Below are 22,252 nucleotides of genomic sequence, written 5' to 3' on the forward strand. Positions count from 1 at the left end.
AGCTCGACCCGAGTTGGCGGACCACGAGCGGTGCGCGCCGCCTGATCTGCAATGCCGAATTCAAAGGGATCACCTGCATGATGAAATGGATGGCGGCGCAAAGGAAACAAGGCGAACCAGGGCATCTCGGCAGTATGTTGGGCACGACCTGTCTGGCATTTCTGATCTGGTGGCCGAGTATCACTTACTCTCAGGAGAAGACCATGCCAGGACTTCAACACGACGCGCTTAGCCGCAGTTCCGTTCCAATCCCTCCCTCCGAACGCGGCTTGCAGACTGTCGAGGCAGAACCATATTTTCGGGTCTCGGACCAGCCACTCGTGCTGGAAGGCGCGGTATTCGATCGCCGTGAAAATCTCCTGTTCGTGGATGCCGCGAGCGGACGGGTCTTCCGGCTATCACCACGTAAACAACTTGAAGTCATCGTGCCGAAAAACACGCTCGGCGCCTCGGGATTGGGGATCCATAAAGACGGACGCATCTTCATCACCTCAGTTGGCGACACGCGCCAAGGATCGATCCGTGCAGTCGATCCCGATGGGTCGAACATGCAGACGATTATTGGGGAAGATCGCGGTTTTCTTGCCAATGACATTGTCTTCGATTCCTCGGGAGGCTTCTATTTCACCGATAGCCACGGCAGTTCGACTGATGGCGGAGGCGGCGTCTTTTATGCCGATCCGGATTTGGAAACGGTTCTACCTGTGATGCAGGGTCTTGCCGTCGGAAACGGGATTGCACTCAGCCCAAGCGGAGGCGAACTTTGGGTCACCGAGCACGGAAAGAACACCTTGCATCGTGTCAGGCTTTTGGGCCGGACCGGGGTTGCTCCATTTGGTTCGACGGTGGCTTATTATTTCACCGGACCCGCGCCCGACGGTGCTCGGGTCGATAGTGAAGGCAATGTCTATGTGGCCATCTCCGGCCAGGGTCGGGTGCTTGTGTTCAACCGGAACGGTCTTCCGATCGGGCAGGTCGTTCTTCCGGAAAGAGAGGGTGGCCGCAACCTCAAGTCTACCAGCCTGGCCATCAGGCCGGGGAGCGACGAGTTGCTCATTGTTGCCAACAGTGGGAACGAACCTGGCGGTGCCATGATCTTTCGTTCGCAGGGATTCGCGACGGCATTACCCCTATACTCACACCAATGATCTCCTCGCGGGGTTTTCTCGACACCCCTTCGATAGAGATGCGCTGGGACTCCCATAGTCATGCACTATCGCAGCGGGGACACCGTCTCCAAGCCGGCAAGTTGGCCTATTACTCGGCCGACTTATGCCTCAGCGCATCGACGAGCATGGAAAAGGCAGGTGAGGGATGACGTCGAGAGGGATAATAAAGATGGTACCCTGGGAAGGGCGGCGTCCAGTCGGCCAGGACTTGAACCAGTCGTCCGCAAGCCAGATGCTCGCGCACCACGTCCTCATGCATATAGGCAATCCCGTACCCTTCCAGTGCTCCGGTGATCGCCTGGGGTACCCCATTGAACGCAACTTGTCCGTCCACCCGAACCCGCATTTCATGACCGTCTTTTTCAAATTCCCAAGCATAGAAGCCTCCGTAGCTTGGCAGTCGCAGATTGATGCAACGATGTGCGGTTAGGTCCTGGGGAGTGGAAGGCGGGGCAAGCTGATCGAAACAGGTGGGGGCAGCAACGCAAATCATTCTGGCCATCGGCCCAACAGGGATAGCGATCATATCCTTCTGCACCTGGTCTCCGAGTCTCACCCCTGCGTCGAACCGATCTGTTACGATGTCTGTCAGCGCGGTTTCGGCATTCAGCTCGACTTTGATATCTGGATAGTCGCGAAGAAGCTTTGAAAGCTTCGGCCAGATCAAGGTGTCGATGGCGTGCTGCCCGGCGGTGATACGGAAATTGCCCGCAGGCTTGTCTCGAAACTCTGTAAGGGCCGATAGCTGCGCATCGATGTCTCCCAAAGCCGGCCCGAGCGTTGAAAGCAATTGTTCTCCCGCTGGCGTTGGTGCGAGGCTGCGCGTTGTACGGGTTAACAGACGGACACCAAGCCGCGCCTCCAACCGCCGAATGATCAGGCTGAGAGAGGATTGCGACGTGCCTAAGCGAGCAGCGGCTTTCGTAAAGCTCTGCTCCTCGGCCACGGTTAGAAATGCCATCAGGTCGCCTAGGTCTTCCCGCCGCATTTATTGATCTCCAATATAGGTTCAATGAGATTTTAGCGGCTAATCGAAATAAAAATAGAGGTCTATCATTCACGTCTCGGTGACGTTCGTTGTCAGCGGTTTCTCGACCAACCGCCGCTGTTCGACACAACCAAAGAAAGGGGTCTCTTATGGCATGGTCAAATGAGGAGCTCGGCAGGATAGGCGGATCGGATGATTTGCATATATCCCCGTTTCGGGGCGATGGCAGTACCCTCGGCACACCAACATGGATTTGGTCGGTTGTCGTCGATGGTGAACTTTATGTGCGTGGATATAATGGACAGGCTTCAAGATGGTATCAGGCCGCTGTAGCCCAGAGAGCCGGTCGCGTGTCTGTTGCGGGAATGACCCGAGGGGTCACATTCAAGACCGTAGAAGGGCCGATCAACGATACGATCGATGATGCCTACCGTGTGAAATACGCCACGAGCCAATATTTGAAGCCGATGATCAGCGCCCGCGCCCGCGCAGCGACGATCAAGATCACTCCCGAAAACTCCTGATCGATTGGATCGCATCATGTCTACGCTCACACCCAACCATCCCTCACTGACGCTTGACGACGTATACAGCGTCTCCCCGGCGCTGGCCGCCTACACCACGAATACGGTTGTCAGCGACCTTTGGAGCCGCTCCGGGCTTTCGGCGAGGGACCGCAGCATCGTCACCGTCGCCGCGCTGATCGCACGCAACCAGACGATCGGCTTGCCCCATTATGCCAACAAGGCGCTCGACAGCGGCGTCTCGGCTGCCGAACTTTCAGAAATCGTGACGCATCTGGCCTTCTACTCCGGATGGTCCAATGCGTTCTTCGCCGTCGATATCATCAAGGATATATTCGCTGATCGCGGTATCACTGCCGAGCAGCTGCCGGACGCATCGCCGGACCTGCTTCCCCTCAACGAGGAAGCCGAGGCAAAGCGCGCGACGGGAGTTCAGGCCAATTTCGGCGAAGTCTCTCCCGGCGTGGTCCATTATACTGGCGAGGTCCTGTTCAAGAACCTTTGGCTTCGTCCCGGGCTGGCTCCACGCGACCGAAGCCTCACCACCGTTGCGGCCCTCATCGCGAACGGGCAGGTTGCTCAGATCACCTACCATCTCGGTCGCGCGATGGATAATGGTCTAACACAGGAACAGGCCTCAGAGGCTCTTACCCAACTGGCTTTCTATTGCGGCTGGCCTTGCGTGTTCTCCGCCATGCCTGTCGTCAAGGATGTTTTTGCCGGCCGACAGTAACGAGCTGAGGACAGTTCAATGGACATGAAACACTGTTTTGTGGCTCTCGCCGTGATCATGTTGGCCTTGGGCGGCCATTCGGTAAAAGCTCAGGACGCGACCTCGCCGGTGATCCGTATTGCCGAGCTCGAAATCGATCCGGCCCAGATGAACGCCTATTCGTCGGCCGTCAAAGTCGAAATGGAGACGTCGATCCGTATGGAGCCGGGGGTGCTTGCGCTTTACGCGGTATCGATCAAGGGCAAGCCGAACCATCTTCGCTTTTTCGAAATGTATGCAGACAACGCAGCCTACGAGGCTCATCGCGATTCTCCACATTTCAAAACCTATGTAGCAACCACCAAGGATATGATCATCGATCGAAAATTGTTTGAGACGGACAATTTTCAGCTGAGTGCGAAGTCGCACTAGCTAGTCCCAGAAAGTTCAAAGGAACCAACGATGAAAAAGGCTCGTATCGCGATGCTCGCGATTGCACTTGGCGCCGCCAACCTGTCCCTGCCCAATGGCAGCCGTGCTCAGGAGCAGACCGCCGCCGAGAAGCCGGCCTACTATATCTCGGAGTTTGAGGTAACGGACCCGGAAGGGATCAAGCCCTACAGCGCTCAGGTGGAGGCAACATTCACGCCGTTCGGCGGACGTTTCATCGTGCGCGGCGGAGGGGACATTGTTTCCCTAGAAGGCTCAAGCTTCGAAGGGCGCATGGTCGTCATCGCGTTCGACAGCATGGAGAAGGCCAAGGCGTGGTACAACTCCCCCCAATACGAGAAACTCCGACCAATCCGGCAGAGGTCGGCGACCTCGCGCGTCTATATCGTAGAAGGTCCGGCAGGCTGAGAACTTGTACGGTTTTTGTGCGTACACAGAGTAGACAACTGCAAAGACGGAGGTGTGCTGGCACCCGGCGCGCCTCCGTCCTTTAGAGGAATTGTCAATGTCTCGCTCACCTACTGAACACACTGAAACCACCGGCATGCCGCAAGCGCTGACGCTGCTGTTTGCGGTTTCCGGAGGAGCTGCCGTTGGCAACCTTTATTGGGCGCAGCCGCTGCTTTCCGATATCGCCGGATCCCTCGGGGTCTCCGTCGGCACTGCAGGGATGCTGATTACAGTAACACAGATTGGCTATGCGCTTGGCATCCTGCTCGTCGTGCCACTTGGCGACACAATGAACAGACGACGCCTTATACCTGCTGTCATGATCTGTTCGGCTGCGGCTCTCGTCGCATGCGCTCTGGCTCCGAGCTTTGCGACTCTGCTTGCCGCACTAGCTGCCGTCGGGCTCACGACCATCGCCGGCCAGCTTTTAACTCCTCTCGCCGACGATCTGGCAAAGCCTGAACAGCGCGGCCGCGTGGTCGGGACTATCGTTTCGGGGCTGATCACCGGAATCCTTCTGTCACGCACCATCAGTGGTTTTCTGGCCCACGCTTTCGGTTGGAGGGCGATCTACATCGCGGCGGCGCTGTTCATCCTCTTGCTCGCGGCCCTCCTCTCCAAGGCTTTGCCTACGGAAAGGCCGCGGCCGACAGTTCCCTACGGCAAACTACTCCTCTCGGTTTTCACGGTTGTCCACGCGCATCGACCGGTTCAGATAACGCTCATCATCGGCGCATGCGCCTTCGCCGTGTTCACTCTTTTCTGGACCGGACTGACGTTCCTTCTCAGCTCGCCGCCTTTTTCCTATTCCGTCAGCCAGATCGGCCTCGTCGGGCTCGTTGGTCTTGCAGGCGCGCTTGCGGCCCGCCGAGCCGGCTCGCTGCATGATCGGGGCTTGTCGGTTCAAGGTACCGGCGCCGCACTTGCTTTGGGCCTAACATCGCTCTTGATTGCGGGCTTTGGTTCGACGCACATTATCCCTGTCCTTGTTGCCGTCCTTTTGTTGGACGTCGCTATACAGGCCACGAACGTCCTCAACCAATCTAGATTGCTTTCAATCGATCCAGCTTCACGTAGCCGCTTGAACACGGCCTTCGTGGCATGCAATTTCATTGGCGGTGCGATCGGTTCATTGATGGCGAGTGTATTGTGGGAGCAGGGAGGTTGGGTGGCTGTCGTTGCGGGCGGTTCTGGCTTGATCGTGCTGGCACTTACGGTCTGGCTTACCCAGCGGAAATCGCTCGAGTTCTAACGGCTGACAATGTTTGAGAAGGTGGATGAATAGACACGCACTTCCGAAGCGATAGGGTAGCTCCCCTTCAATAGGGCAGATGAGATCCAAGGATTATACGCCGAGACGGCACGGAATTATGACAGCAACTCGAATTGCTAGGGCGGCCGCAGCCGCCCTATCTAGACTGTGCGTTGTTGCCTAAGCAACCGCGGGCATTTGCCCGAGGAATTTGTCAAGTGTAATTGGATAGTCTCTCGTGCGAATGCCCGTGGCATTATACACGGCATTTGCAATCGCAGGGGCAACGCCCGTCAAGCCCAGCTCTCCGACGCCTTTCGCTTTTACAGGTGACATCGTGGGATCGACTTCCTCAATAAATACGGCATCCAGATGCGGGACGTCCGCGTGGACCGCCACCTCGTATCCAGCAAGGTCGTGATTGACAAACAAGCCTAGCTTTTTGTCCACGGCGAGATCTTCCAGCAAGGCAGCCCCAATCCCCATCGTCATGCCGCCTATGACTTGGCTACGTGCGGTCTTAGGGTTGAGGATGCGGCCGGCCGCGCAGACTGCAAGCATGCGTCGTACCCGGATTTCCCCGGTGAAGGCATGGACGCCAACCTCGGCGAAATGAGCACCGAAGGTCTGCTGCGAAAACTGCTTCGACAGATTGCCGAACTCCATCTTATCCTCTGCGACGAGTTCACCATTGGCAGCAGCGCTTGCGAGCGGGACGCTGAGATCACCCGATCTCACTCTGCCGTTGGCAAATTCCACCTCGTCGCCGTTGAAACCCAGTTGATGTATAACGGCTTCGCGGAGCTTTACACAGGCAGCATAGACGCCCGCAGTGACTGATGGCGCGCCCTGTTGGCCGCCCGATCCAGGAGTTTCCGGAAAATTCGAATCCCCAAGCTTGGGAATGACGCTCTCGAGCGGCACGCCCATCATCTCCGCAGCCGTCTGCTGTACGATGGTGTAGCTGCCGGTTCCAATATCCGTCATGTCGGTCTCGATCGTGACAACGCCGTTGCGGTCGAGCCGGGCGCGGGCCCCTGCCTTGGCAATTGGCGCTCCGCGGATTGCCGACGCCATCCCCATGCCGACCAGCCAGTGGCCGTCACGTATCTCACCCGGCCGTGTATTTCTTTCGTTCCATCCGAAACGGGCGGAGCCGGTTCGAAGGCATTCAATGAACGGTCGGGTCGAGAACTTGCGATCAGGCTTTTCTGGATCGACTTGCGTGTCGTTGATGATGCGAAACTCGACCGGATCGATACCCAGTTTTTCCGCCATTTCGTCCATGGCGATTTCCAGCGCCATGAGGCCCGGCGCCTCTCCCGGCGCGCGCATCGCATTGCCCTCAGCAAGATCGAGCGTTGCCAGCCTCAGCCGCATCAAGCGGTTGGGTGCTGCATAAAGCGACCGGGTGGACAAAGTGGTCGGTTCAGTTCGGCCGCCGGCAAGGTTTCCGGACCAGCTTTCATGAGCGATTGCGGTTAACTTGCCTTCCAGAGAAGCGCCTAGCCGAATGCGCTGAATGGTTTTGGGTCGATGGATCGTGTTGTTGAACATCAAGGGTCGTTGGAGGGCGATCTTGACGGGGCGCTTGACGGCCCAAGAGCTCAGGGCGGCAAGCACGAGATCCGACTGCACCGTTCCCTTTCCGCCGAAGCCGCCACCGATCAACGGCGAGATCAGCCTGACGTTGTCTTTGGGGATACCCAGAATGAGGCCGAGGTCACGGGTGCCCCAGTTCATCTGCTGAATAGAGGTCCAGCATGTCAGGTTCGTCCCGTCCCACGATGCGATTGTCGCATGTGGTTCCATCATGGCATGCGCCTGATCCGGAACGGTGTAGGTTTCGTCCAATTTGATTTCGGAAGTGTCAAAAGCAGACTGAAAACTGCCAACTTCGATTTCCGGCGGGCCGCCAAATTCGGCAGGCGGTGGTACAGGCGCGCTATCCAACTGCTCAACCAGATCGAACCTGCCTTGGGCACCTTCGTACTGGACCTCAATCAGCGCACTTGCCGATCGGGCTTGCTCGAAGGTCTCGGCAACAACAACCGCCACGGCTTGGTGGTAATGATCCACCTCGGGCGCGGCCAACATCTTCTGTACGTAGAACTTGCCGACATCCAGATTGCCGGCGTTCTTGTAGGAGATGACGCCTACAACTCCGGGTGCGGCTTCGGCTTTCGTCGTGTCCATCGAGGCGATGCGCCCCTTGGCGATCGCGGCGCCGAGGATATAGCCGTAGGCAATGTTGGGCGCGACGTCGTGATACTCGTAGGCATAGACAGCCGTACCGGTCGTCTTAAGTTTTGCTTCATACCGATCGACCGGCTGCCCAACGACCTTCATCTGATCGATCGGGTTCTGGCCTGCAGGTGTGTCGAATTTCATATTCGTTATCCTTTGGCCTGTGTCATGACAAATGCGATGGTGCGCTCCACCAAGGGGACCTTGAAGGCGTTTTCCTCGGTCGGTCGCGCATTCACGAATAGCTGTTCCGCGACTGCCTTGGCGCCACGGGGCATTGCAGCGTCCGCTGCATCACTGCGCCAAGGCTTGGGTGCCACACCGCCGATGGCGACTCTTCCACTGCCGTCCGGGTGAATGACAGCGGCGACCGAGACGAGCGCGAAAGCGTAGGATGCTCGGTCACGAACCTTGTGATAAAAATGCTGTCCACCGAGCGACCTTGGAAGGGTCACCGCCGTGATGATCTCACCCGGCGAAAGCACTGTCTCGATATGCGGGGTCGTGCCCGGCAGGCGGTGAAACTCGGCAATGGGTATCGACCGCGTCGTCCCATCGGCGCGGACGGTATCGACTGTGGCATCGAGAAGCCTCATGGCAACGGCCATGTCGCCAGGATAGGTGGCGATACAATCCGAGCTGGTCCCGATCACGCCAAGTTGGCGGGAATAGCCACCGATGGCGGAACAGCCGGATCCCGGCATCCGCTTGTTGCAGGGTAGATTGGTGTCATAGAAATATGAACAGCGAGTCCTTTGCAGCAGATTACCACCGGTCGTCGCCTTGTTGCGAAGTTGGCCAGAAGCACCGGCAACGATCGCCTTCGTCAACACTGCATAGTCCCGACGGACAGTCGCATGGGCAGCGAGTTGGGTGTTGCTCACCAGCGTACCGATCCGCAGTCCGCCCTCCGGCGTCGCCTCAATCTTATCCAGTCCAAGACCCTGGACATCGACCAAATGTGTCGGTGTCTCGATCTCGAGCTTCATCAGATCGAGAAGGTTTGTGCCGCCTGCTATGAATTTGGCGCCGGGCGTTTGGGCAACGGCAGCAGCGGCCTCGGTCGGCGTTTTTGCGCGCTCGTAGGTGAATTCTCTCATGACCGTGTCCCCGCGACTTCTGCCATCGCCTCAGCGATGTTGGAATAGGCGCCGCATCGACAGATATTTCCGCTCATGCGCTCGCGCATTTCCAGATTCGTAACCTGTGGTGCAGCTGCGACGTCGGCTGAAACGTGGCTCGGGATGTCCGCTTCGATCTCTTTAAGCACCGCGACGGCGGAACAGATCTGACCGGGCGTACAGTAACCGCATTGGTAACCGTCATGCTTGATAAACGCGGCCTGCATGGGATGCAGGTTTTCCGGCGTCCCTAGGCCCTCGATCGTGGTGATGTTGTCGCCCTCGTGCATCAAAGCGAGGCTGAGACAGGAATTAATCCGCATGCCGTCGACGAGAACCGTGCACGCTCCGCATTGGCCATGATCACAGCCCTTCTTCGTGCCGGTCAGGTGAAGATGCTCACGAAGCGAATCGAGCAGGGTCGTTCGTGGATCAAGATCGAGATCACGATTGACGCCATTCACTGTGAATGAAACGCTCATCCTATTCGAACGAGAGGAACTTGACGCTTCCTGTGCCTCGGCGGGCAGGGCAGACATTATCGGGATCACGACCGACGCGGCCGCACTGGACATCAGCACATCTCGTCTTGTGATCCTCAGCTTGTCGGTATCGTTCATTGTGTTCCTTTCACTCAACTGCGTGACTGCGTGGGAGGAGCGCCATGAGCCCGCTAGGGAACTCGAGACCGTTGGCATTTGCCTGGTCAGGCTTCGCGACAGGCGAATTTTCCGCCCTTCAGGCTGAGGTAGGGAGATGAGGCAGCGAGATTAGAGGCAAAATTGGCATTGAGCCTATACCTCTAGCCAATAAATCAGCTTCGCTGCCCGATAGGTGACCATGTGGATCAGCTTTCGGCGGTTCCTGTAGGTTTCACCGCCTAGCAGGCAACTTTTACAAAAAAGTTGGTTATGCTACTCGTGAGCTAGCGGTGTAGGCGTAGCATCGCGCTCTAGCACCCGTTTTGACGCAACCATGGGCGATCTTGCAATGCCGCCAACCGTAGCAGCAGGCCAGAGCACGTGGGTCAACCCGGAGTTTAGGCACGCGGGAAGTACCCGAGCGCAACCGCGCGGCTCCCGTAAATTGCTAAAGCTGAATGCGAGCAGACGCTACTCACCCGAATCTAAAGTTCGGCTCATTGTTTTTTGGCAGAATCGCCTGACCGAGGCGAGGATTTGGTCGGCGGATTTCACCCATCTGTATGGCTTGGGATTCTCGTTGTGCGTTGCGATAAACGCGTCGATGTCGGCTTCCAATTCGGCGGTGGAACGATGGACACCGCGTTGCAACTGCTTGCGCGTCAGCTCTGCAAACCACCGCTCGACTTGATTGATCCAGGAGGCTGACGTTGGCGTGAAGTGAACATGCCAATGCGGGCGGCGTGCGAGCCAGGCCTTGATCCTCGGCGTCTTGTGGGTCGCATAGTTGTCCATCACCAGATGCACGTCCGGTCCCTTGGGCATCTCGGCGTCAATCCGCTTCAAGAAGTCGAGGAATTCGGTCGTGCGGTGACGTTTGTAGCACCGGCCGATCACCGCGCCAGTGGCAACGTCGAGCGCGGCAAACAGGGATGTCGTGCCGTTGCGAACATAGGTATGGGTGCGCCGTTCGGCGATGCCCGGCGCCATAGGCAGAACCGGCTGCTCTCGATCCAGTGCCTGGATTTGCGATTTCTCATCCACGCATAGCACGACTGCCCGGTCCGGCGGCGACATGTAAAGGCCGACGATGTCTTGCACCTTATCAACGAACAGCGGATCGGAAGACAGCTTGAACGTCTCCGAGCGATGTGGCTGCAAACCAAATGCGGTCCATATTCGACGGATGGTGGTGTGCGACACCCACGGTCGGCTGCCATCGAACGGATAGACCAGTGTGTGGCATCCTTGGGGGTGGTATTCAATGTCCGTTCGACGACCTCAGCCACCTGGGCGTCAGAGACGGTTCGTGGCCGACCTGCGCGATATTCGTCGGTCAGTCCGTCAATGCCATCCTGCACGAACCGGCGGCGCCGCTTGCCAACCGTGTGCTCGTGGACGCCAAGGCGTTCGGCAACATCTTTGCTCTGCAGGCCCTGCGCGCACAACAAAACTATCCGGCATCGATCCGACAACGAGCGCGGCGTCTTGTGCCGACGCACATGAGATTCAAGAAAATTCCTATCCTCGTCGCTCAGAGCGACAAGGTCCGCTTGCCTACCGACCATCAGTCACACTCCTGCCGTTGCTACGGAAGCGTAATAAAATGATACTTACTTTAGTTCCACGTGACTACAACGACTTCGCTGATTTCCTAGTACCACCGCCTTACTCCAGGATGCACGTCACCGTTTAAGGTGGCCATCAAAGAAGCCTTCAACCTCCCGGAAATACTCCCTTGCCTCATGCATGTCCGGCGAGAACAGATATTGTGCGTGAGAAAGGCCCTCGAAAACGACCAGATCGGCAACCGCGCCGGATTCCCGGAGCTTACGGTGAACACGCACAGTGTTGCTCAAAAACAGGTCGCGTGTGCCCGTGACCAGAATTGTCGGTGGGAAGCTCCGGTAGTCGCCGTAGATCGGTGAAAGATATGGATCCTTCATGTCATGGCCGTCCGAATATAATTTAGCAGCGTCACCAAGCCAGCCTTCGTAGCGAACCAAGACATTGTCGACGCCGTCGTTGCTGAAATAGCTATCCCCGATTTTGTCGAGGTCAGCCCAAGGTGTGCCAGCGGCGATCGCGCCAGGAAGCGGTAGCCCCTCGGCTTTTGCCCGCAGGCCTAGAGCTAAAGCCATTCCGCCGCCCGTGGACGTGCCGAACACTCCTATCCTTGATGCGTTGCTTTTCTCCAGAACCCCTTTGTAAACCGCTAGAGCATCATCCATCGCCGCAGGATAAGGGAAATCCGGTGGCATCCGGTAATCGACGGAAATCACCCGTACATGACCAAGGCCGGCCATCATGATCGCTTCGCCGGTACCGGCCTCTCCTGGATTAAGAACATACCCGCCGCCGTGAAAGTGAATAAGGACACGCTCGCGGTTCTCCGGCGATATTTCTTTAGGAACGATCTCAAAGACGTTGACGCCGGCAATCTTGCTCGCTTCGACCGTCACGCCCATCTTTTCTCGCAAGGCAGGCAGTCCGGCGCTGGCCTTCTCGGCACCTGCCGCAATCCACAACTTCCATTCCTCTGCCGTCGCCGGATGGTCGTTCCAGGTGGCCATTGACCCTGTCTGGATGAGCGCGCGAAGCTCGGGACTTGCAGCTTCCGGGAGAGGGAGCTGACGCGAAGGCACATCGCGGATCTCTTGTGAAAGGACCGGCTGTGCGACCGCCAGGCCGGCGATAAGAAAGACAATTGGCCTCAGGGCGTGCATGTTAAGCTCCATTTGAAGATTTACGGTTTATCGACAGGTTGGCGTTTCACGTTCGCCGAACTTCGGCGGATTGTGTGGGCGGCATGCCTCTCGAAATGAATTTTCGGGTGAGAGCGCACCTTAAAGATTGTGGACCGTTTCAAAAGGAGGAAGCATTCGTGTTATCCGCACTTGGAATGTCCCTTTGGGTCAAAAACTCCCAATTGCGGTGCGCAAACTTCAGTTTGTCTTCCGCTCCACATGCGAGCTTTTCAATAAAGGTTCGTGCTTCGTGTCCTGCACGATACTGGTAGGGGTAGTCAGTGGAGAACAGTATCCGATCAGCGCCGACCGCATCGACGGCCTGGCGCAGATAGGCCTCATTATACATGCCGCTCGGGGTCAGATAGAGGTTGTTGCGTACGTAGTGGATGAAGGGGTGCTTCAATCCCGATACGCGATCGAGCATTACAAGGCGCTCAAGATAAAAAATTACAAGCTCCCCCCAGTGGCCAAGGATCACCTGTAGGTTGGGATGTCGGTCGAAGACGCCGGCCAGAACTATGCGCACGAACTGCATGCCGGCTTCATAGTGCCAACCAAGTCCGAACGTCGAAAGCGCGAGGTCGACCGGCGCGCCGAAGCCTGAATAGTAAGCTTCGCGAACACTCGATTGAGGGATTTGGGGGTGAATGAGCAGCGGGACACCGAGTTCCGCGGCGACGGCAAAAGTCGGCCCGAAGATCGGGTGGTCCATGCCTTTTTCTCCGACACGGCCATAGAGAATGCCTCCTTTACACCCGAGGTTCTCAACGCTTCGCTGCAATTCCCTCGCGGCGGCATCGGCGTCCGCCGATGGCAGCACCGACAGTGCCTGGAAGCGAGATGGATGGGTCGCAACGACCTCGGCGAGCATGTCGTTCGTACGACGCGCGAGATCGACACCGTGATCACCGAGATTGTTAAGACCGGGTGTCGTCAGCGACAGAACCTGCACATCGACCCCGGTCTCATCCATGAGCGCCAGCCGCTTTTCGCCGAGATCAGCGAGGCGTTCTTCGATAACGCCACGGTTCAGCGCTAAGGTTCCGTCATCGGCGCCAAGGGTCGTGCTCCAGGCACTTTTCACGTCATTTGGCAGCACATGCTCTTCTATGGCGATCATCTTCATAGTCGGCTCCAATTGCTTTCGACGCCATTTTGGCGGGCGCACGACGTTGGGGCGGCGATGAGAGAGCAGTACCGCCCCAACTGTATGAGAATTCGGCCGATCAGCTTACGGCTGTGAGCTTATCGACAATTGCCTTGCCGACGCCATGCGCCGAGGCTGGATTTTGGCCTGTGATGAGGCGGCCATCGGTGACGACATTCTCCGACCAGTTCGGCGCCGGCTGGTGTAGGGCGCCTCGGTCCTTGAGGGTCGATGCCAGCAAATAGGGCACAACCTTGTCGTATTTAACCTCTGCCTCTTCTGCATCGGTGAAGGCAGCAAGCTTCTTGTTGGCCACAAGATAGCTGCCGTCTGACAGCTTTGCGTTCACCAAGGCCGCCGGGCCATGGCAAACGGCAGATACGATGCCGCCAGCTTCCCATATTTCGCGGATGACCGTCTGCACGACCGGGTCGTCGGCGAAATCCCACATTGTGCCATGGCCCCCGGCAAAGAATACCGCCGAGTACCGCGCTGGATCGAGGTTCGCCAGAACTAACGAATGGGCAAGCGCGTCGCGAAACGCCTTGTCCTTCCAGAAGCGGTCGTTGACCGGATCGGAAAGGTCGAAGAAGTCGATGGGCGGATGTCCGCCGCGAATGGAGGCGATCTCCACCGGGATGCCCGCAGCTTTGAATACTTCGAGCGGATGAGTGAGTTCCACCATAGCAAAACCGGTCGGCTCGCCGGTATCGCCTCTGATCGGATGGCTGGTGACCACGCAAAGGACGGGCTTGATCTTATCTGTCATTGTCTTGGCTCCTCATGATTTCAGCGAGGCCATGTCGATGACGAAGCGATATTTGACGTCGCTCTTCAACATGCGCTCGTAGGCCTCGTTGATCTGTTGGATGGGGATAATCTCGACGTCTGAAACGATGCCGTGCTGACCACAGAAATCCAGCATCTGCTGGGTCTCAGGCACGCCGCCGATGAATGACCCGGAGATTGCCCGACGTCCTTGCACAACGGAACCTGCCCTGACCGGAGTTGCCAAGGGTCCCATATACCCCACGAGGACGAGTACGCCCTCAAGCGCCAGGGTGGCCAAGTATGGATTGACGTCGTGATCGTACGGAACGGTATCGATGATGACGTCGAACTGCCCTGCCACCGCCTTCATCTGCTCGGGGACTTCCGAAAGCACGACATGATTGGCACCGAGACTGAAAGCGTCGTCTTCCTTGCCGGCTGAACGGGTGAACAGCGTGACGTCCGCGTCGAGCGCCTTGGCAAGTTTCAATGCCATGTGGCCGAGACCTCCCAAACCGATTACCGCGACCTTGCTGCTCTCTCCCACTTTCCAGCGATGAAGCGGAGACCAGGTCGTAATGCCGGCACACAGAAGGGGTGCTGCTCCCGCCGGATCCAGCCCTTCCGGCAACCGTAATACGAACTTGTCGCGCACGGTAATGGAATCCGAATAGCCGCCGAAGGTGACGGTGCCGTCTCGCCGGTCGATGCTGTTGTAGGTGAAAGTCGCGCCGTCGACACAGTCCTGCTCCCAACCCTTCAGACACGGTTTGCAATGCTGGCAAGAATCGACCATGCAGCCGACACCGACCACGTCCCCTTTTTTGAAACGGGATACGTCCGTTCCAACCTCGCTCACCCGACCGACAATCTCGTGGCCAGGAACAATCGGATAGGTCGTGAAGCCGCCGTGGTTTTTGGCCAAGTGCAGGTCAGTGTGGCAAACACCGCAATACAGGATATCGATGGCAACCTCATCCGATCTCGGAGCCCGTCGCTCGAAGGCGAAGCTCTCCAGTGGGGCAGAGGCAGATTGTGCGGCAAAGCCAAGTGCATTCATGGTAGGTCTCCATTCATGATCTCGTCAGCAGGCGCAATCGCCAGGTCATGGCAAGGCAGCGCGACCTGGGATGAAGGTGCGAGCTGAAATCAGACGCTGGCGGGTGTGAAAAGGGCTTCCCAGTTTGTAAACGGACCGAGCGGGATAACTTGCCGGTCTATGAGGCCGGCCTTGGCAAGCGGAAAGTCGGCAAGCGACGACTTGGCCGCCTCAACCGACTCAGCTTCAGCGATGATGGCCACGCCTGGACGGTCCTGTCGGAAATAAATGTCGCGGATGACGCCATCCTTGTACATCTTCCAGGAGTGCCGGACTTCATCCAACATATGCGGCTGGTATGTCTCAAGGCTGGCGCCGGGCTGCGGAATATCGAGGCAAAGCAGTTTCATCTTAAGGATCCTTTTGTGTATTACGCGGATTAGGTGGGTGTAAATCGCCGCGTGATCTCAGCCACGCGGCGGCCTAGATAGCGCGCAGTGCGAAGATCGCACTCTGGCGGCGCCACATCCGGCGCCTGATCAATGTTGGCGTGGGTCATCACGCCGAGCCAGCTCCCAAGTCGATTGAGATCGTCTGGGCTCGCTGTGCTGCTGTTGTTTCCTGGCATCAGGTCGAGACCGACCCAGATCATGCCGTGCTGGGCGGCGAACAGCGCCATGGAAACGAGCGAGTTCAGCTTGTCTCCATGCTGCGCACCGGAATTGGTGAAGCCGGCACTGATCTTGTTGCGCCACTTGAGCTCCGTCCAAGCGGCCTTGGTGGACTCCTCGAAGAACTGCTTGAGCCGGGCGCTGATCATCCCATTGTAAGTCGGGGAGCCGAAGACGATAGCATCGCTCTTCTCAAGAGCGTCCCAGTCGACCGGCCCATCGGCGACGGCAATCAACTCTGCTTGGACCTTATCCAGGTCTTTGGCACCCTCCGCGACCGCCTGAGCAACACGCGTCGTGTGTCCGTATCCACTGTCAAACACGATCGAAACCAGCAATTGTCCATCCTTCTTGGTGGTGATGCCCGCGCTCCGACGGGATCGTGGCTTTCGCAGGCTGTTGAAAACATGTTTACCGAAACTTGTTTCTATCGTAGAACTGAGGTCAGCAGTGGCGATTGTTTTTCCGTTATCTGCTTCCCCGCATTCTACATCTGAGGCAGAGATGGCTGGTACGAAGTCGGTTCGCGACAGATTTGACGGTATCGAAGTGTTCGTTGAAGCGGTCGAGGCAGGAGGCTTCGCCAAGGCGGCAGACCGGCTGTCGCTGACGCGCTCGGCGGTTGGTAAGTCGATCGCGCGACTGGAGACACGGCTCGGCGTCCGCCTTTTTCAACGGACGACTAAAATGCAGTGTCTCACGGAAGACGGTCAGCAATATTATGAGCGGTGTTTGCGTGCCATTGACGAACTGCGTGCCGGAGAAGTTATGCTGGAGACCGGTCGTCAAGAAGTCGCCGGTCGGCTTAGGGTGTCGGCTTCGGTCCTATTCGGCCGCTATTGTGTCGCCCCCATCTTGCTCGCCTATGCTCGTCAGCATCCGCGACTTGAACTCGAACTGAGTTTCAGCGACCGCCAGGTCGACCTGATCGCCGACGGCTTCGATTTGGCGATCCGGAACGGTGCGATGGGGCACTCATCGGCCCTGCGAGCCCGCCGGTTGGGCAGCCAACGTAAAGTCCTGTGCGCGTCGCCAAGCTATATCGCGACAAAAGGCGAGCCTCGTTCAATCACGGACCTTACCAATCACGACCTGCTTGCTTACTGGAGGAGTGATCATGGGCTAGCTTGGCAACTACCCGACCAAACGGGCTCACTAGCAGATGTTGCGGTGACAACGCGGCTGCGTTTCGACGATCTTGAGGTGATCGCGGACGCCGCCGTCGAAGGCATGGGGCTCTGCTGGTTACCATACTGGCTTCTTCGCGATCGGATACGGCAGGGCGAGTTGGTAGAGCTATGGGTAGATCGCCCAAGCGCGTCAATGGAATTCTACGCTGTCTGGCCTGCAGCTCAGTATCTGCCGCTTCGCTCCAGGCTGGCGATCGACGTTCTGGCCGCGGAACTTCCCAAAAGCTTTGATAGCTAGGTCTGCACCATTGGAGGTCGCTGGCAGCCTCGCGTATGACGGCGCAACTGCCGCCTTCAAATGGGAGAACCCTATTTGACAGACCGGAAATCGGTGGGACTCGAGCCGATTAGCTGCCGAAACTGCGTCGAAAAATGGAACGCTGAGTGAAAACCGAGAAGACCGGCGATTTCCTTGATCGATTTATCGGTATTTAGCAGAAAGTCGCTGGCGCGCTGGATGCGCACGGTCATCTGATATTGCTTAGCCGACATTCCCGTCTGCTCGCGGAACAGACGTCGGAAATAGGGATAGCTGACACCGAGTTCCTCCGCGAGCTGTTCGACCGACAGGGGCTGGCCGCATCGCTCCATCAAAATCATCCGCGCACGATCAACGAGCCTGCCGAATGGGTTGCTGTTTATATCAGTGGGCCTGCAGAGAAGGGCCAGAAGTTGAAGGCCAAGAGTTGAAATTAGCGGTTGGTTGCGCAGGGAATCGTTCTGTGCGAGCGCGTGAATCGACGCGAATACGGTTGAAATGTCTGGGCTGCTGGCATGGACCGGCCGCTCCGGTTGCAGCAGACCAGCGTCGCAAGCGAAATCGAAGGCACTTCCCCGGCATTCAATCCAGTGTTCGACCCATCCGGTGCGGCGATCTGGAGCGAACCGGTGCCAGACCCCAGGAAACAGCAGAAAAATGGAGCCTTCGGCGATCGCGACCTGTTGCCGGTCTGGCCCGAATTCGAGTCGGCCGCTGCCCGCGCTGATCTGCACAACCTGATAGGCGTTCAGGATGCGGCCGCGCGACCAGCTGAAATGATGATCATCCGGATGACGGCTTGGGGGATAATCTGAATGCGCTACGATCTCAGTATAGCCCGTGGAAACAGCAGTGCAGCCCCAAGCGGCGCAGAGTCGGTTGTCCGGCATATAAACGAAGTAGCTCTGCATCACGCCCGTCAACTCTGGGATCATATTTTGTATGCAAAAGATCATTTTTGCGGAATAAGCCGACGTGTCAATAGAAATACATGGTGTTAACGTCAGGAGGTAAGGTCAGTTTTCGAATGACCTGCACATATTTGCTGAGATTATCAGCGGTTGTCTCTGCCAGGGAGGGCAGAGGCTGGGAGGAGAGAGACATGAAACATCAAGCCAGCCCGCTGGTGGTTGCCGCGTGCCTTGCGGCGTCTGTTACCTACGCCGGGGATTTCCACGGGTTCGATCCACTAAAATTCGACGGAAACATGCTGTCGTCCGACAATCTGAAGGCGATGGCGGCGGATGCGGCCAAGGTAACTCCGCCGAAGAATGGCAAGGGATACAGCGTCGGGTTCGCCAATCTGCAGCGTGACATTTCCTTCGGCGTGCTCGTCGAAAATAGCATTCAGCAGAATGCGGATGCCGCAGGCGTCGAACTCGTGATTGCGGATAACCGTCTCGACGGACCGACGGCGCTCGCCAATGCCAAATCGTTTGCCGAGCGCAAGGTCGATTACGTCATCGAATTCCAAACGGATGCCAATTTCGGCCAGACCGTCATGGACGTCTTCAACGCGGACGGCACGAAGGTGACGGCGATCGACATCCCGATGCCGGGTGCGAACTTCTTCGGCGTCAACAATCCGAAGTCGGGCTTCATGGGCGGTTCCTATCTGGCGACGGCGGCTGCCAAGAAATTCGGCGTCGATGCCGTCAAGACCGGTTATCTGGTCATTGGCGCCCTGCCACAATCGGGCGTCATCCCGCGCATGCGCACAGAAGGCCAGCGGGCCGGTTTTCGGGCGCTGACCAAGGACTTCCCGGCCGATCACGTCATCGAAATCGATACCAAGAACACATTGCAGGAATCCTTTGCGCAGATGAACAACGTCATCGGTCGCATTCCGCCGGGCGTGCCGATCCTTATCATCGCGATCAACGACCAGGCAACGATGGGGATGCTGCAGGCCGTGCGGGCTGCAGGTCGTGTCGATCAGGCGATCGCTGTCGGCAACGGCGCAGACGAGGCCGAAGCGCTTGCCACCGATCCGAACCTAGTCGCCGCGACCGGTTCGTTCCCCAGCAGCTACGGCAACTATCTAATCCCCATCGCGCTTTCGGCCCTTGCCGGAAAGCCCGTTCCGGAGGCGACGTTCGTTACGCATCAGATGGTCACCAAGGCCAACATCTGCCAGTTTTACAAGGAGTTTCCCTGCGTCGGCGAGGCGGATGGCTACGTGTTTCCGGAAACGGAATTCTCAACCTATCTCGCCGATCTGAAGAAGCAGGACTGGCTGAAGGGCTACGAGGCCATTCTTCCTCAGAAGTGAGCGGGATGCCATCAAGGGAGCGGAGCGTCACATGACCGACGAGAGAACCGAAGGGGGCCGCAATCCGCGGCTCCAGATCGCCAATGTCAGCAAAGCGTTTGCCGGCGTGACGGTTTTGAAGAACGTCTCGCTTTCGGCTAACGCGGGCGAGATCGTCGCACTTCTCGGTGCGAACGGAGCCGGCAAGTCGACGCTCATGAAAATCTTGTCGGGCGTCTACACTCTGGACAGCGGACAGATCCGAATTGACGACACGGTCAAGACGATCGCCACCCCGCAGGATGCGATTGCGGCCGGTATAAGGCTGATGCCGCAGGAGCTTTCGGTGCATCCGGATCTCTCTGTTTCCGAAAACATTGCGCTCGGCTCCATGCCGAAGCGCAGATTTGCAGGTATTCCCATCATCGACCGGCCGGCGATGGACGGTCAGGCGCAAGCGCTGCTCAAGCGGTTGCGGCTCGATCATGTCGCCCCTGGCCGGCGCATGGGCTCGCTGCCTCTGTCCGAGCAGCGCATTGTCGAAATCGCCCGTGCGCTCTCCGGCAAGGCGCAGATCCTGATCATGGACGAGCCGACGGCATCGTTGGGCGAGGCGGACGCCGACAATCTGTTTGCGGTGATAGAGGCTCTGAAAGCCCAAGGCGTCACCATCATCTATATCTCCCATTATCTGGATGAGGTCTTCCGGCTCAGCGACCGGATCGTCGTGTTGCGCGACGGCGAGGTTCGCGGCCAGTTCAAGACGGCGGAGACCAGCCGTCACGAGGTGCTGACGGCCATGCTCGGCAGCGATCTCGGCGACCTCTATCCAGCGAAATCAGCCGCGTGTCCGGATGCAAAGACGGTCCTGTCCGTCAAAGGCCTGTCTCTTCCCGGATGGCTCGACGGCGTCTCGCTGTCGGTGCGACGCGGTGAGGTGTTCGGCGTTTTTGGACTGATCGGCTCGGGCACTGAGAAGATCGGCAGGGCAATCTATGGTGCCGAGCCTGCCGCGCGTGCCAAAGCCCTCCGGCTGAACGATATCGACATCGGCCTGTCCGGGCCGCGAAAGAGCGTAAGCGCAGGTATGGGTTTTGTCGCCGCCGAGCGCAAGCGTCAGGGGCTGATCGGCAATCTATCGGTGCGCACAAACACCACACTGCCCTATCTCAGTCTGTTCACGCAGTCCGGCATCGTCGATCAAAAGCGCGAAGATGCGAACACCCGAGACTGGATCAAGACTCTGCAGGTCAAGACATCAGGGCCGGATCAGGAAATCCGCCTGTTGTCCGGCGGCAACCAGCAGAAGATCTGCCTCGCCAGATGGCTCCTCGGAAGCCCGAGTTTCCTGATCCTCGAAGAGCCAACACGCGGCGTCGATCTTGGCGCCCGGCGCGAGATCTACGCGGAAATCCGCCGTTTGGCGGAGGCGGGACTGGCGATCCTGATCGTCTCCTCCGATGCGGAAGAGGTGGCGGGCCTCGCTGATCGCAGCCTCGTGCTGGAAGATGGAAAGGTCGTCGCCGAGCTTGGACAGGCTGCGACCGCAACGGACCTGATGCGGGCGGCCGAGCCTCTGTCCGCCTTCCGCGAAACAAATGAACTGGAGAAAGCATGAGCAAGTCGTCCTCCATTCCCGCAGCGCCGGGTGTCTCAAAGGAGCAGGCAAGTTCGCTGACTGACCTTCTCGGACGCCCGGCCGCCGGCATCGTTCTCCTGCTGGTGTTCTATATCCTGCTCCTGGCCGCATTCTCGCTTCTCTCGCCCTATTTCCTGACGCTGAGCAACCTGTCCAATATCGGCACCAATATGGCCTTCATCGGTCTGATGGCCGCCGCCGGTACGCCACTGATCATCGGCGGTGGACTCGATCTGTCGGTGGCCGCCGTTGCCGGTCTGTCTGGAGTCATCGTGGCGCTGATGCATGCCAATGGAATCAATATCTGGGCAGGCTGCCTCACGGCGCTGGTCATCGGCTGCGCAGTCGGCGTCCTCAACGGCTTCATCGTCACCCGGCTGAAGCTCAATCCGCTCATCGCCACGCTGGGCACGATGAGCATATTTTCCGGTCTCTCCATGGTGATGACCGGCGGCCTGTCAAAGCCGCTCTTCATTCCGGCCTTCAACTGGCTCGGATCCGGTCACCTCTTCGGCATCCCGTTTCCGATTATCCTGATGCTCTTGGTGTTCGTCGTGCTGTGGCTGATCCTGTCGAAGACACCGTTCGGACGTTTCGTCTATGCGACCGGCGGCAATCCGGAGGCTAGCACGCTGCTCGGCGTGCCCGTCGAGCGGACCCAGATGGTGCTCTATATCGTCTCCGGACTTTCGGGCGCTGCGGCCGGCATTATCCTTGCCGCAATGCTCGGCGCTGCTGCACCGAATGCGGCCAGTCAACATCTGCTAACGATCATCGCGGCCGTTATCCTTGGGGGCACCAGCCTGTTCGGCGGACGCGGCAGCGTCTGGGGCACGCTGATCGCGGTCCTCATTCTCGGCACGCTCAACAACGGCCTGACGCTGATGAACGTGTCCTCCTTCTGGCAGGACGTGACCCGCGGCGTCGTCCTCTTGATGGCTGTCGGCCTCGATCAGCTGCGCATGCGCCTGCAGAGCTGAC

At 58.1% G+C, this 22,252-nt stretch carries 21 protein-coding genes and 1 pseudogene; 10 read left to right on the forward strand and 12 right to left on the reverse strand.

Features of this window, described 5'->3' with window-relative positions:
- The first annotated feature begins 77 nt into the window (after positions 1-77).
- Entirely contained in the window at positions 78-1,148 is a 1,071-nt protein-coding gene (locus tag C8J33_RS22130; RefSeq protein ID WP_207901545.1) for an SMP-30/gluconolactonase/LRE family protein, read from the forward strand.
- 109 nt (positions 1,149-1,257) lie between these two features.
- On the opposite strand, the gene C8J33_RS22135 is transcribed toward C8J33_RS22130, so the two are convergent.
- Positions 1,258-2,157 carry a LysR family transcriptional regulator gene (locus tag C8J33_RS22135; RefSeq protein ID WP_132665361.1) on the reverse strand — a complete coding sequence of 300 codons (900 nt, stop codon included), beginning with the start codon at positions 2,155-2,157 and terminating at the stop codon, positions 1,258-1,260.
- A 149-nt stretch (positions 2,158-2,306) separates the two neighbouring features.
- Between C8J33_RS22135 and C8J33_RS22140 the strand changes: the two genes are divergently transcribed.
- The 5 genes from C8J33_RS22140 to C8J33_RS22160 all read left to right on the forward strand — a co-directional run bounded on the left by C8J33_RS22140 (position 2,307) and on the right by C8J33_RS22160 (position 5,545).
- The gene (locus tag C8J33_RS22140) at positions 2,307-2,681 is read left to right on the forward strand and encodes a DUF2255 family protein (protein WP_110802857.1); all 375 of its coding nucleotides are present in this window, start codon (positions 2,307-2,309) and stop codon (positions 2,679-2,681) included.
- 16 nt (positions 2,682-2,697) lie between these two features.
- Positions 2,698-3,414 carry a carboxymuconolactone decarboxylase family protein gene (locus tag C8J33_RS22145; protein ID WP_110802871.1) on the forward strand — a complete coding sequence of 239 codons (717 nt, stop codon included), beginning with the start codon at positions 2,698-2,700 and terminating at the stop codon, positions 3,412-3,414.
- A 24-nt stretch (positions 3,415-3,438) separates the two neighbouring features.
- The gene (locus tag C8J33_RS22150; protein WP_422038880.1) at positions 3,439-3,825 is read left to right on the forward strand and encodes a putative quinol monooxygenase; all 387 of its coding nucleotides are present in this window, start codon (positions 3,439-3,441) and stop codon (positions 3,823-3,825) included.
- Positions 3,826-3,855: 30 nt separating this feature from the next.
- Positions 3,856-4,251: a DUF1330 domain-containing protein gene (locus C8J33_RS22155; protein ID WP_110802859.1), complete on the forward strand. Its 396-nt coding sequence runs from the start codon at positions 3,856-3,858 to the stop codon at positions 4,249-4,251.
- A gap of 97 nt (positions 4,252-4,348) precedes the next feature.
- Positions 4,349-5,545 (forward strand): MFS transporter, encoded by a 1,197-nt coding sequence (locus C8J33_RS22160; protein ID WP_132665363.1) that lies wholly within the window; start codon positions 4,349-4,351, stop codon positions 5,543-5,545.
- A gap of 180 nt (positions 5,546-5,725) precedes the next feature.
- Here C8J33_RS22160 and paoC read toward each other — a convergent pair whose 3' ends face one another.
- From paoC to C8J33_RS22210, 10 genes and pseudogenes are all read right to left on the reverse strand, one after another.
- Positions 5,726-7,936 carry an aldehyde oxidoreductase molybdenum-binding subunit PaoC gene (gene paoC / locus C8J33_RS22165; protein WP_132665364.1) on the reverse strand — a complete coding sequence of 737 codons (2,211 nt, stop codon included), beginning with the start codon at positions 7,934-7,936 and terminating at the stop codon, positions 5,726-5,728.
- Positions 7,937-7,941: 5 nt separating this feature from the next.
- Positions 7,942-8,892, reverse strand: a complete 951-nt coding sequence (locus tag C8J33_RS22170; RefSeq protein ID WP_110731243.1) for an FAD binding domain-containing protein — start codon at positions 8,890-8,892, stop codon at positions 7,942-7,944.
- Positions 8,889-9,533 carry an aldehyde dehydrogenase iron-sulfur subunit PaoA gene (gene paoA, locus C8J33_RS22175; RefSeq protein WP_132665365.1) on the reverse strand — a complete coding sequence of 215 codons (645 nt, stop codon included), beginning with the start codon at positions 9,531-9,533 and terminating at the stop codon, positions 8,889-8,891. Before paoA ends, C8J33_RS22170 begins: the two co-directional genes overlap by 4 nt.
- Before the next feature lie 492 nt (positions 9,534-10,025).
- Positions 10,026-11,122: pseudogene (locus C8J33_RS22180) on the reverse strand (IS630 family transposase).
- Positions 11,123-11,239: 117 nt separating this feature from the next.
- Positions 11,240-12,280, reverse strand: a complete 1,041-nt coding sequence (locus tag C8J33_RS22185; RefSeq protein ID WP_245507247.1) for an alpha/beta hydrolase — start codon at positions 12,278-12,280, stop codon at positions 11,240-11,242.
- A gap of 139 nt (positions 12,281-12,419) precedes the next feature.
- Positions 12,420-13,430, reverse strand: coding sequence for an amidohydrolase family protein (locus C8J33_RS22190; RefSeq protein ID WP_132665367.1), 1,011 nt, complete (start codon positions 13,428-13,430; stop codon positions 12,420-12,422).
- 100 nt (positions 13,431-13,530) lie between these two features.
- The gene (locus tag C8J33_RS22195; protein ID WP_110808275.1) at positions 13,531-14,220 is read right to left on the reverse strand and encodes a type 1 glutamine amidotransferase domain-containing protein; all 690 of its coding nucleotides are present in this window, start codon (positions 14,218-14,220) and stop codon (positions 13,531-13,533) included.
- Between the two features lie 12 nt (positions 14,221-14,232).
- Complete coding sequence (locus C8J33_RS22200; RefSeq protein WP_132665368.1) at positions 14,233-15,282, reverse strand: NAD(P)-dependent alcohol dehydrogenase; 1,050 nt, start codon at positions 15,280-15,282, stop codon at positions 14,233-14,235.
- An 89-nt stretch (positions 15,283-15,371) separates the two neighbouring features.
- Positions 15,372-15,671, reverse strand: a complete 300-nt coding sequence (locus C8J33_RS22205; RefSeq protein ID WP_132665369.1) for a superoxide dismutase — start codon at positions 15,669-15,671, stop codon at positions 15,372-15,374.
- A gap of 29 nt (positions 15,672-15,700) precedes the next feature.
- A complete protein-coding gene (locus C8J33_RS22210) occupies positions 15,701-16,270 on the reverse strand; it encodes a flavodoxin family protein (protein ID WP_132665370.1) in 570 nt (189 codons plus the stop codon).
- Between the two features lie 166 nt (positions 16,271-16,436).
- On the opposite strand from C8J33_RS22210, the gene C8J33_RS22215 reads away from it, so the two are divergent.
- Entirely contained in the window at positions 16,437-17,360 is a 924-nt protein-coding gene (locus tag C8J33_RS22215; protein ID WP_132665371.1) for a LysR family transcriptional regulator, read from the forward strand.
- Between the two features lie 71 nt (positions 17,361-17,431).
- Here C8J33_RS22215 and C8J33_RS22220 read toward each other — a convergent pair whose 3' ends face one another.
- Positions 17,432-18,292, reverse strand: coding sequence for a helix-turn-helix transcriptional regulator (locus C8J33_RS22220; RefSeq protein WP_110808286.1), 861 nt, complete (start codon positions 18,290-18,292; stop codon positions 17,432-17,434).
- A gap of 191 nt (positions 18,293-18,483) precedes the next feature.
- Here C8J33_RS22220 and C8J33_RS22225 point away from each other — a divergent pair, with 191 nt between their 5' ends.
- Genes C8J33_RS22225 through C8J33_RS22235 form a run of 3 tightly spaced genes read left to right on the forward strand, consistent with a single transcriptional unit; the run spans position 18,484 to position 22,251 of the window.
- Positions 18,484-19,653 (forward strand): sugar ABC transporter substrate-binding protein, encoded by a 1,170-nt coding sequence (locus tag C8J33_RS22225; RefSeq protein WP_132665372.1) that lies wholly within the window; start codon positions 18,484-18,486, stop codon positions 19,651-19,653.
- 31 nt (positions 19,654-19,684) lie between these two features.
- A complete protein-coding gene (locus tag C8J33_RS22230) occupies positions 19,685-21,250 on the forward strand; it encodes a sugar ABC transporter ATP-binding protein (protein ID WP_132665373.1) in 1,566 nt (521 codons plus the stop codon).
- A complete protein-coding gene (locus C8J33_RS22235; RefSeq protein ID WP_132665374.1) occupies positions 21,247-22,251 on the forward strand; it encodes an ABC transporter permease in 1,005 nt (334 codons plus the stop codon). Before C8J33_RS22230 ends, C8J33_RS22235 begins: the two co-directional genes overlap by 4 nt.
- Position 22,252 lies beyond the last annotated feature (1 nt).

Origin of the sequence: Rhizobium sp. PP-CC-3G-465, from assembly GCF_004343445.1 — a bacterium.
Classification (GTDB): Bacteria; Pseudomonadota; Alphaproteobacteria; order Rhizobiales; family Rhizobiaceae; genus Ferranicluibacter; species Ferranicluibacter rubi.

Bases quoted from the DNA above. Each gene is read 5' to 3' on its own strand.
- C8J33_RS22200 (WP_132665368.1), bottom strand. From the start codon at position 15,282: ATGAATGCACTTGGCTTTGCCGCACAATCTGCCTCTGCCCCACTGGAG.
- C8J33_RS22225 (WP_132665372.1), top strand. From the start codon at position 18,484: ATGAAACATCAAGCCAGCCCGCTGGTGGTTGCCGCGTGCCTTGCGGCG.
- C8J33_RS22185 (WP_245507247.1), bottom strand. From the start codon at position 12,280: ATGCACGCCCTGAGGCCAATTGTCTTTCTTATCGCCGGCCTGGCGGTC.
- C8J33_RS22135 (WP_132665361.1), bottom strand. From the start codon at position 2,157: ATGCGGCGGGAAGACCTAGGCGACCTGATGGCATTTCTAACCGTGGCC.
- C8J33_RS22205 (WP_132665369.1), bottom strand. From the start codon at position 15,671: ATGAAACTGCTTTGCCTCGATATTCCGCAGCCCGGCGCCAGCCTTGAG.
- C8J33_RS22235 (WP_132665374.1), top strand. From the start codon at position 21,247: ATGAGCAAGTCGTCCTCCATTCCCGCAGCGCCGGGTGTCTCAAAGGAG.
- paoA (WP_132665365.1), bottom strand. From the start codon at position 9,533: ATGAACGATACCGACAAGCTGAGGATCACAAGACGAGATGTGCTGATG.
- C8J33_RS22195 (WP_110808275.1), bottom strand. From the start codon at position 14,220: ATGACAGATAAGATCAAGCCCGTCCTTTGCGTGGTCACCAGCCATCCG.
- C8J33_RS22145 (WP_110802871.1), top strand. From the start codon at position 2,698: ATGTCTACGCTCACACCCAACCATCCCTCACTGACGCTTGACGACGTA.
- C8J33_RS22170 (WP_110731243.1), bottom strand. From the start codon at position 8,892: ATGAGAGAATTCACCTACGAGCGCGCAAAAACGCCGACCGAGGCCGCT.
- paoC (WP_132665364.1), bottom strand. From the start codon at position 7,936: ATGAAATTCGACACACCTGCAGGCCAGAACCCGATCGATCAGATGAAG.
- C8J33_RS22215 (WP_132665371.1), top strand. From the start codon at position 16,437: ATGGCTGGTACGAAGTCGGTTCGCGACAGATTTGACGGTATCGAAGTG.
- C8J33_RS22190 (WP_132665367.1), bottom strand. From the start codon at position 13,430: ATGAAGATGATCGCCATAGAAGAGCATGTGCTGCCAAATGACGTGAAA.
- C8J33_RS22150 (WP_422038880.1), top strand. From the start codon at position 3,439: ATGAAACACTGTTTTGTGGCTCTCGCCGTGATCATGTTGGCCTTGGGC.
- C8J33_RS22155 (WP_110802859.1), top strand. From the start codon at position 3,856: ATGAAAAAGGCTCGTATCGCGATGCTCGCGATTGCACTTGGCGCCGCC.
- C8J33_RS22160 (WP_132665363.1), top strand. From the start codon at position 4,349: ATGTCTCGCTCACCTACTGAACACACTGAAACCACCGGCATGCCGCAA.
- C8J33_RS22130 (WP_207901545.1), top strand. From the start codon at position 78: ATGATGAAATGGATGGCGGCGCAAAGGAAACAAGGCGAACCAGGGCAT.
- C8J33_RS22140 (WP_110802857.1), top strand. From the start codon at position 2,307: ATGGCATGGTCAAATGAGGAGCTCGGCAGGATAGGCGGATCGGATGAT.
- C8J33_RS22220 (WP_110808286.1), bottom strand. From the start codon at position 18,292: ATGCAGAGCTACTTCGTTTATATGCCGGACAACCGACTCTGCGCCGCT.
- C8J33_RS22230 (WP_132665373.1), top strand. From the start codon at position 19,685: ATGACCGACGAGAGAACCGAAGGGGGCCGCAATCCGCGGCTCCAGATC.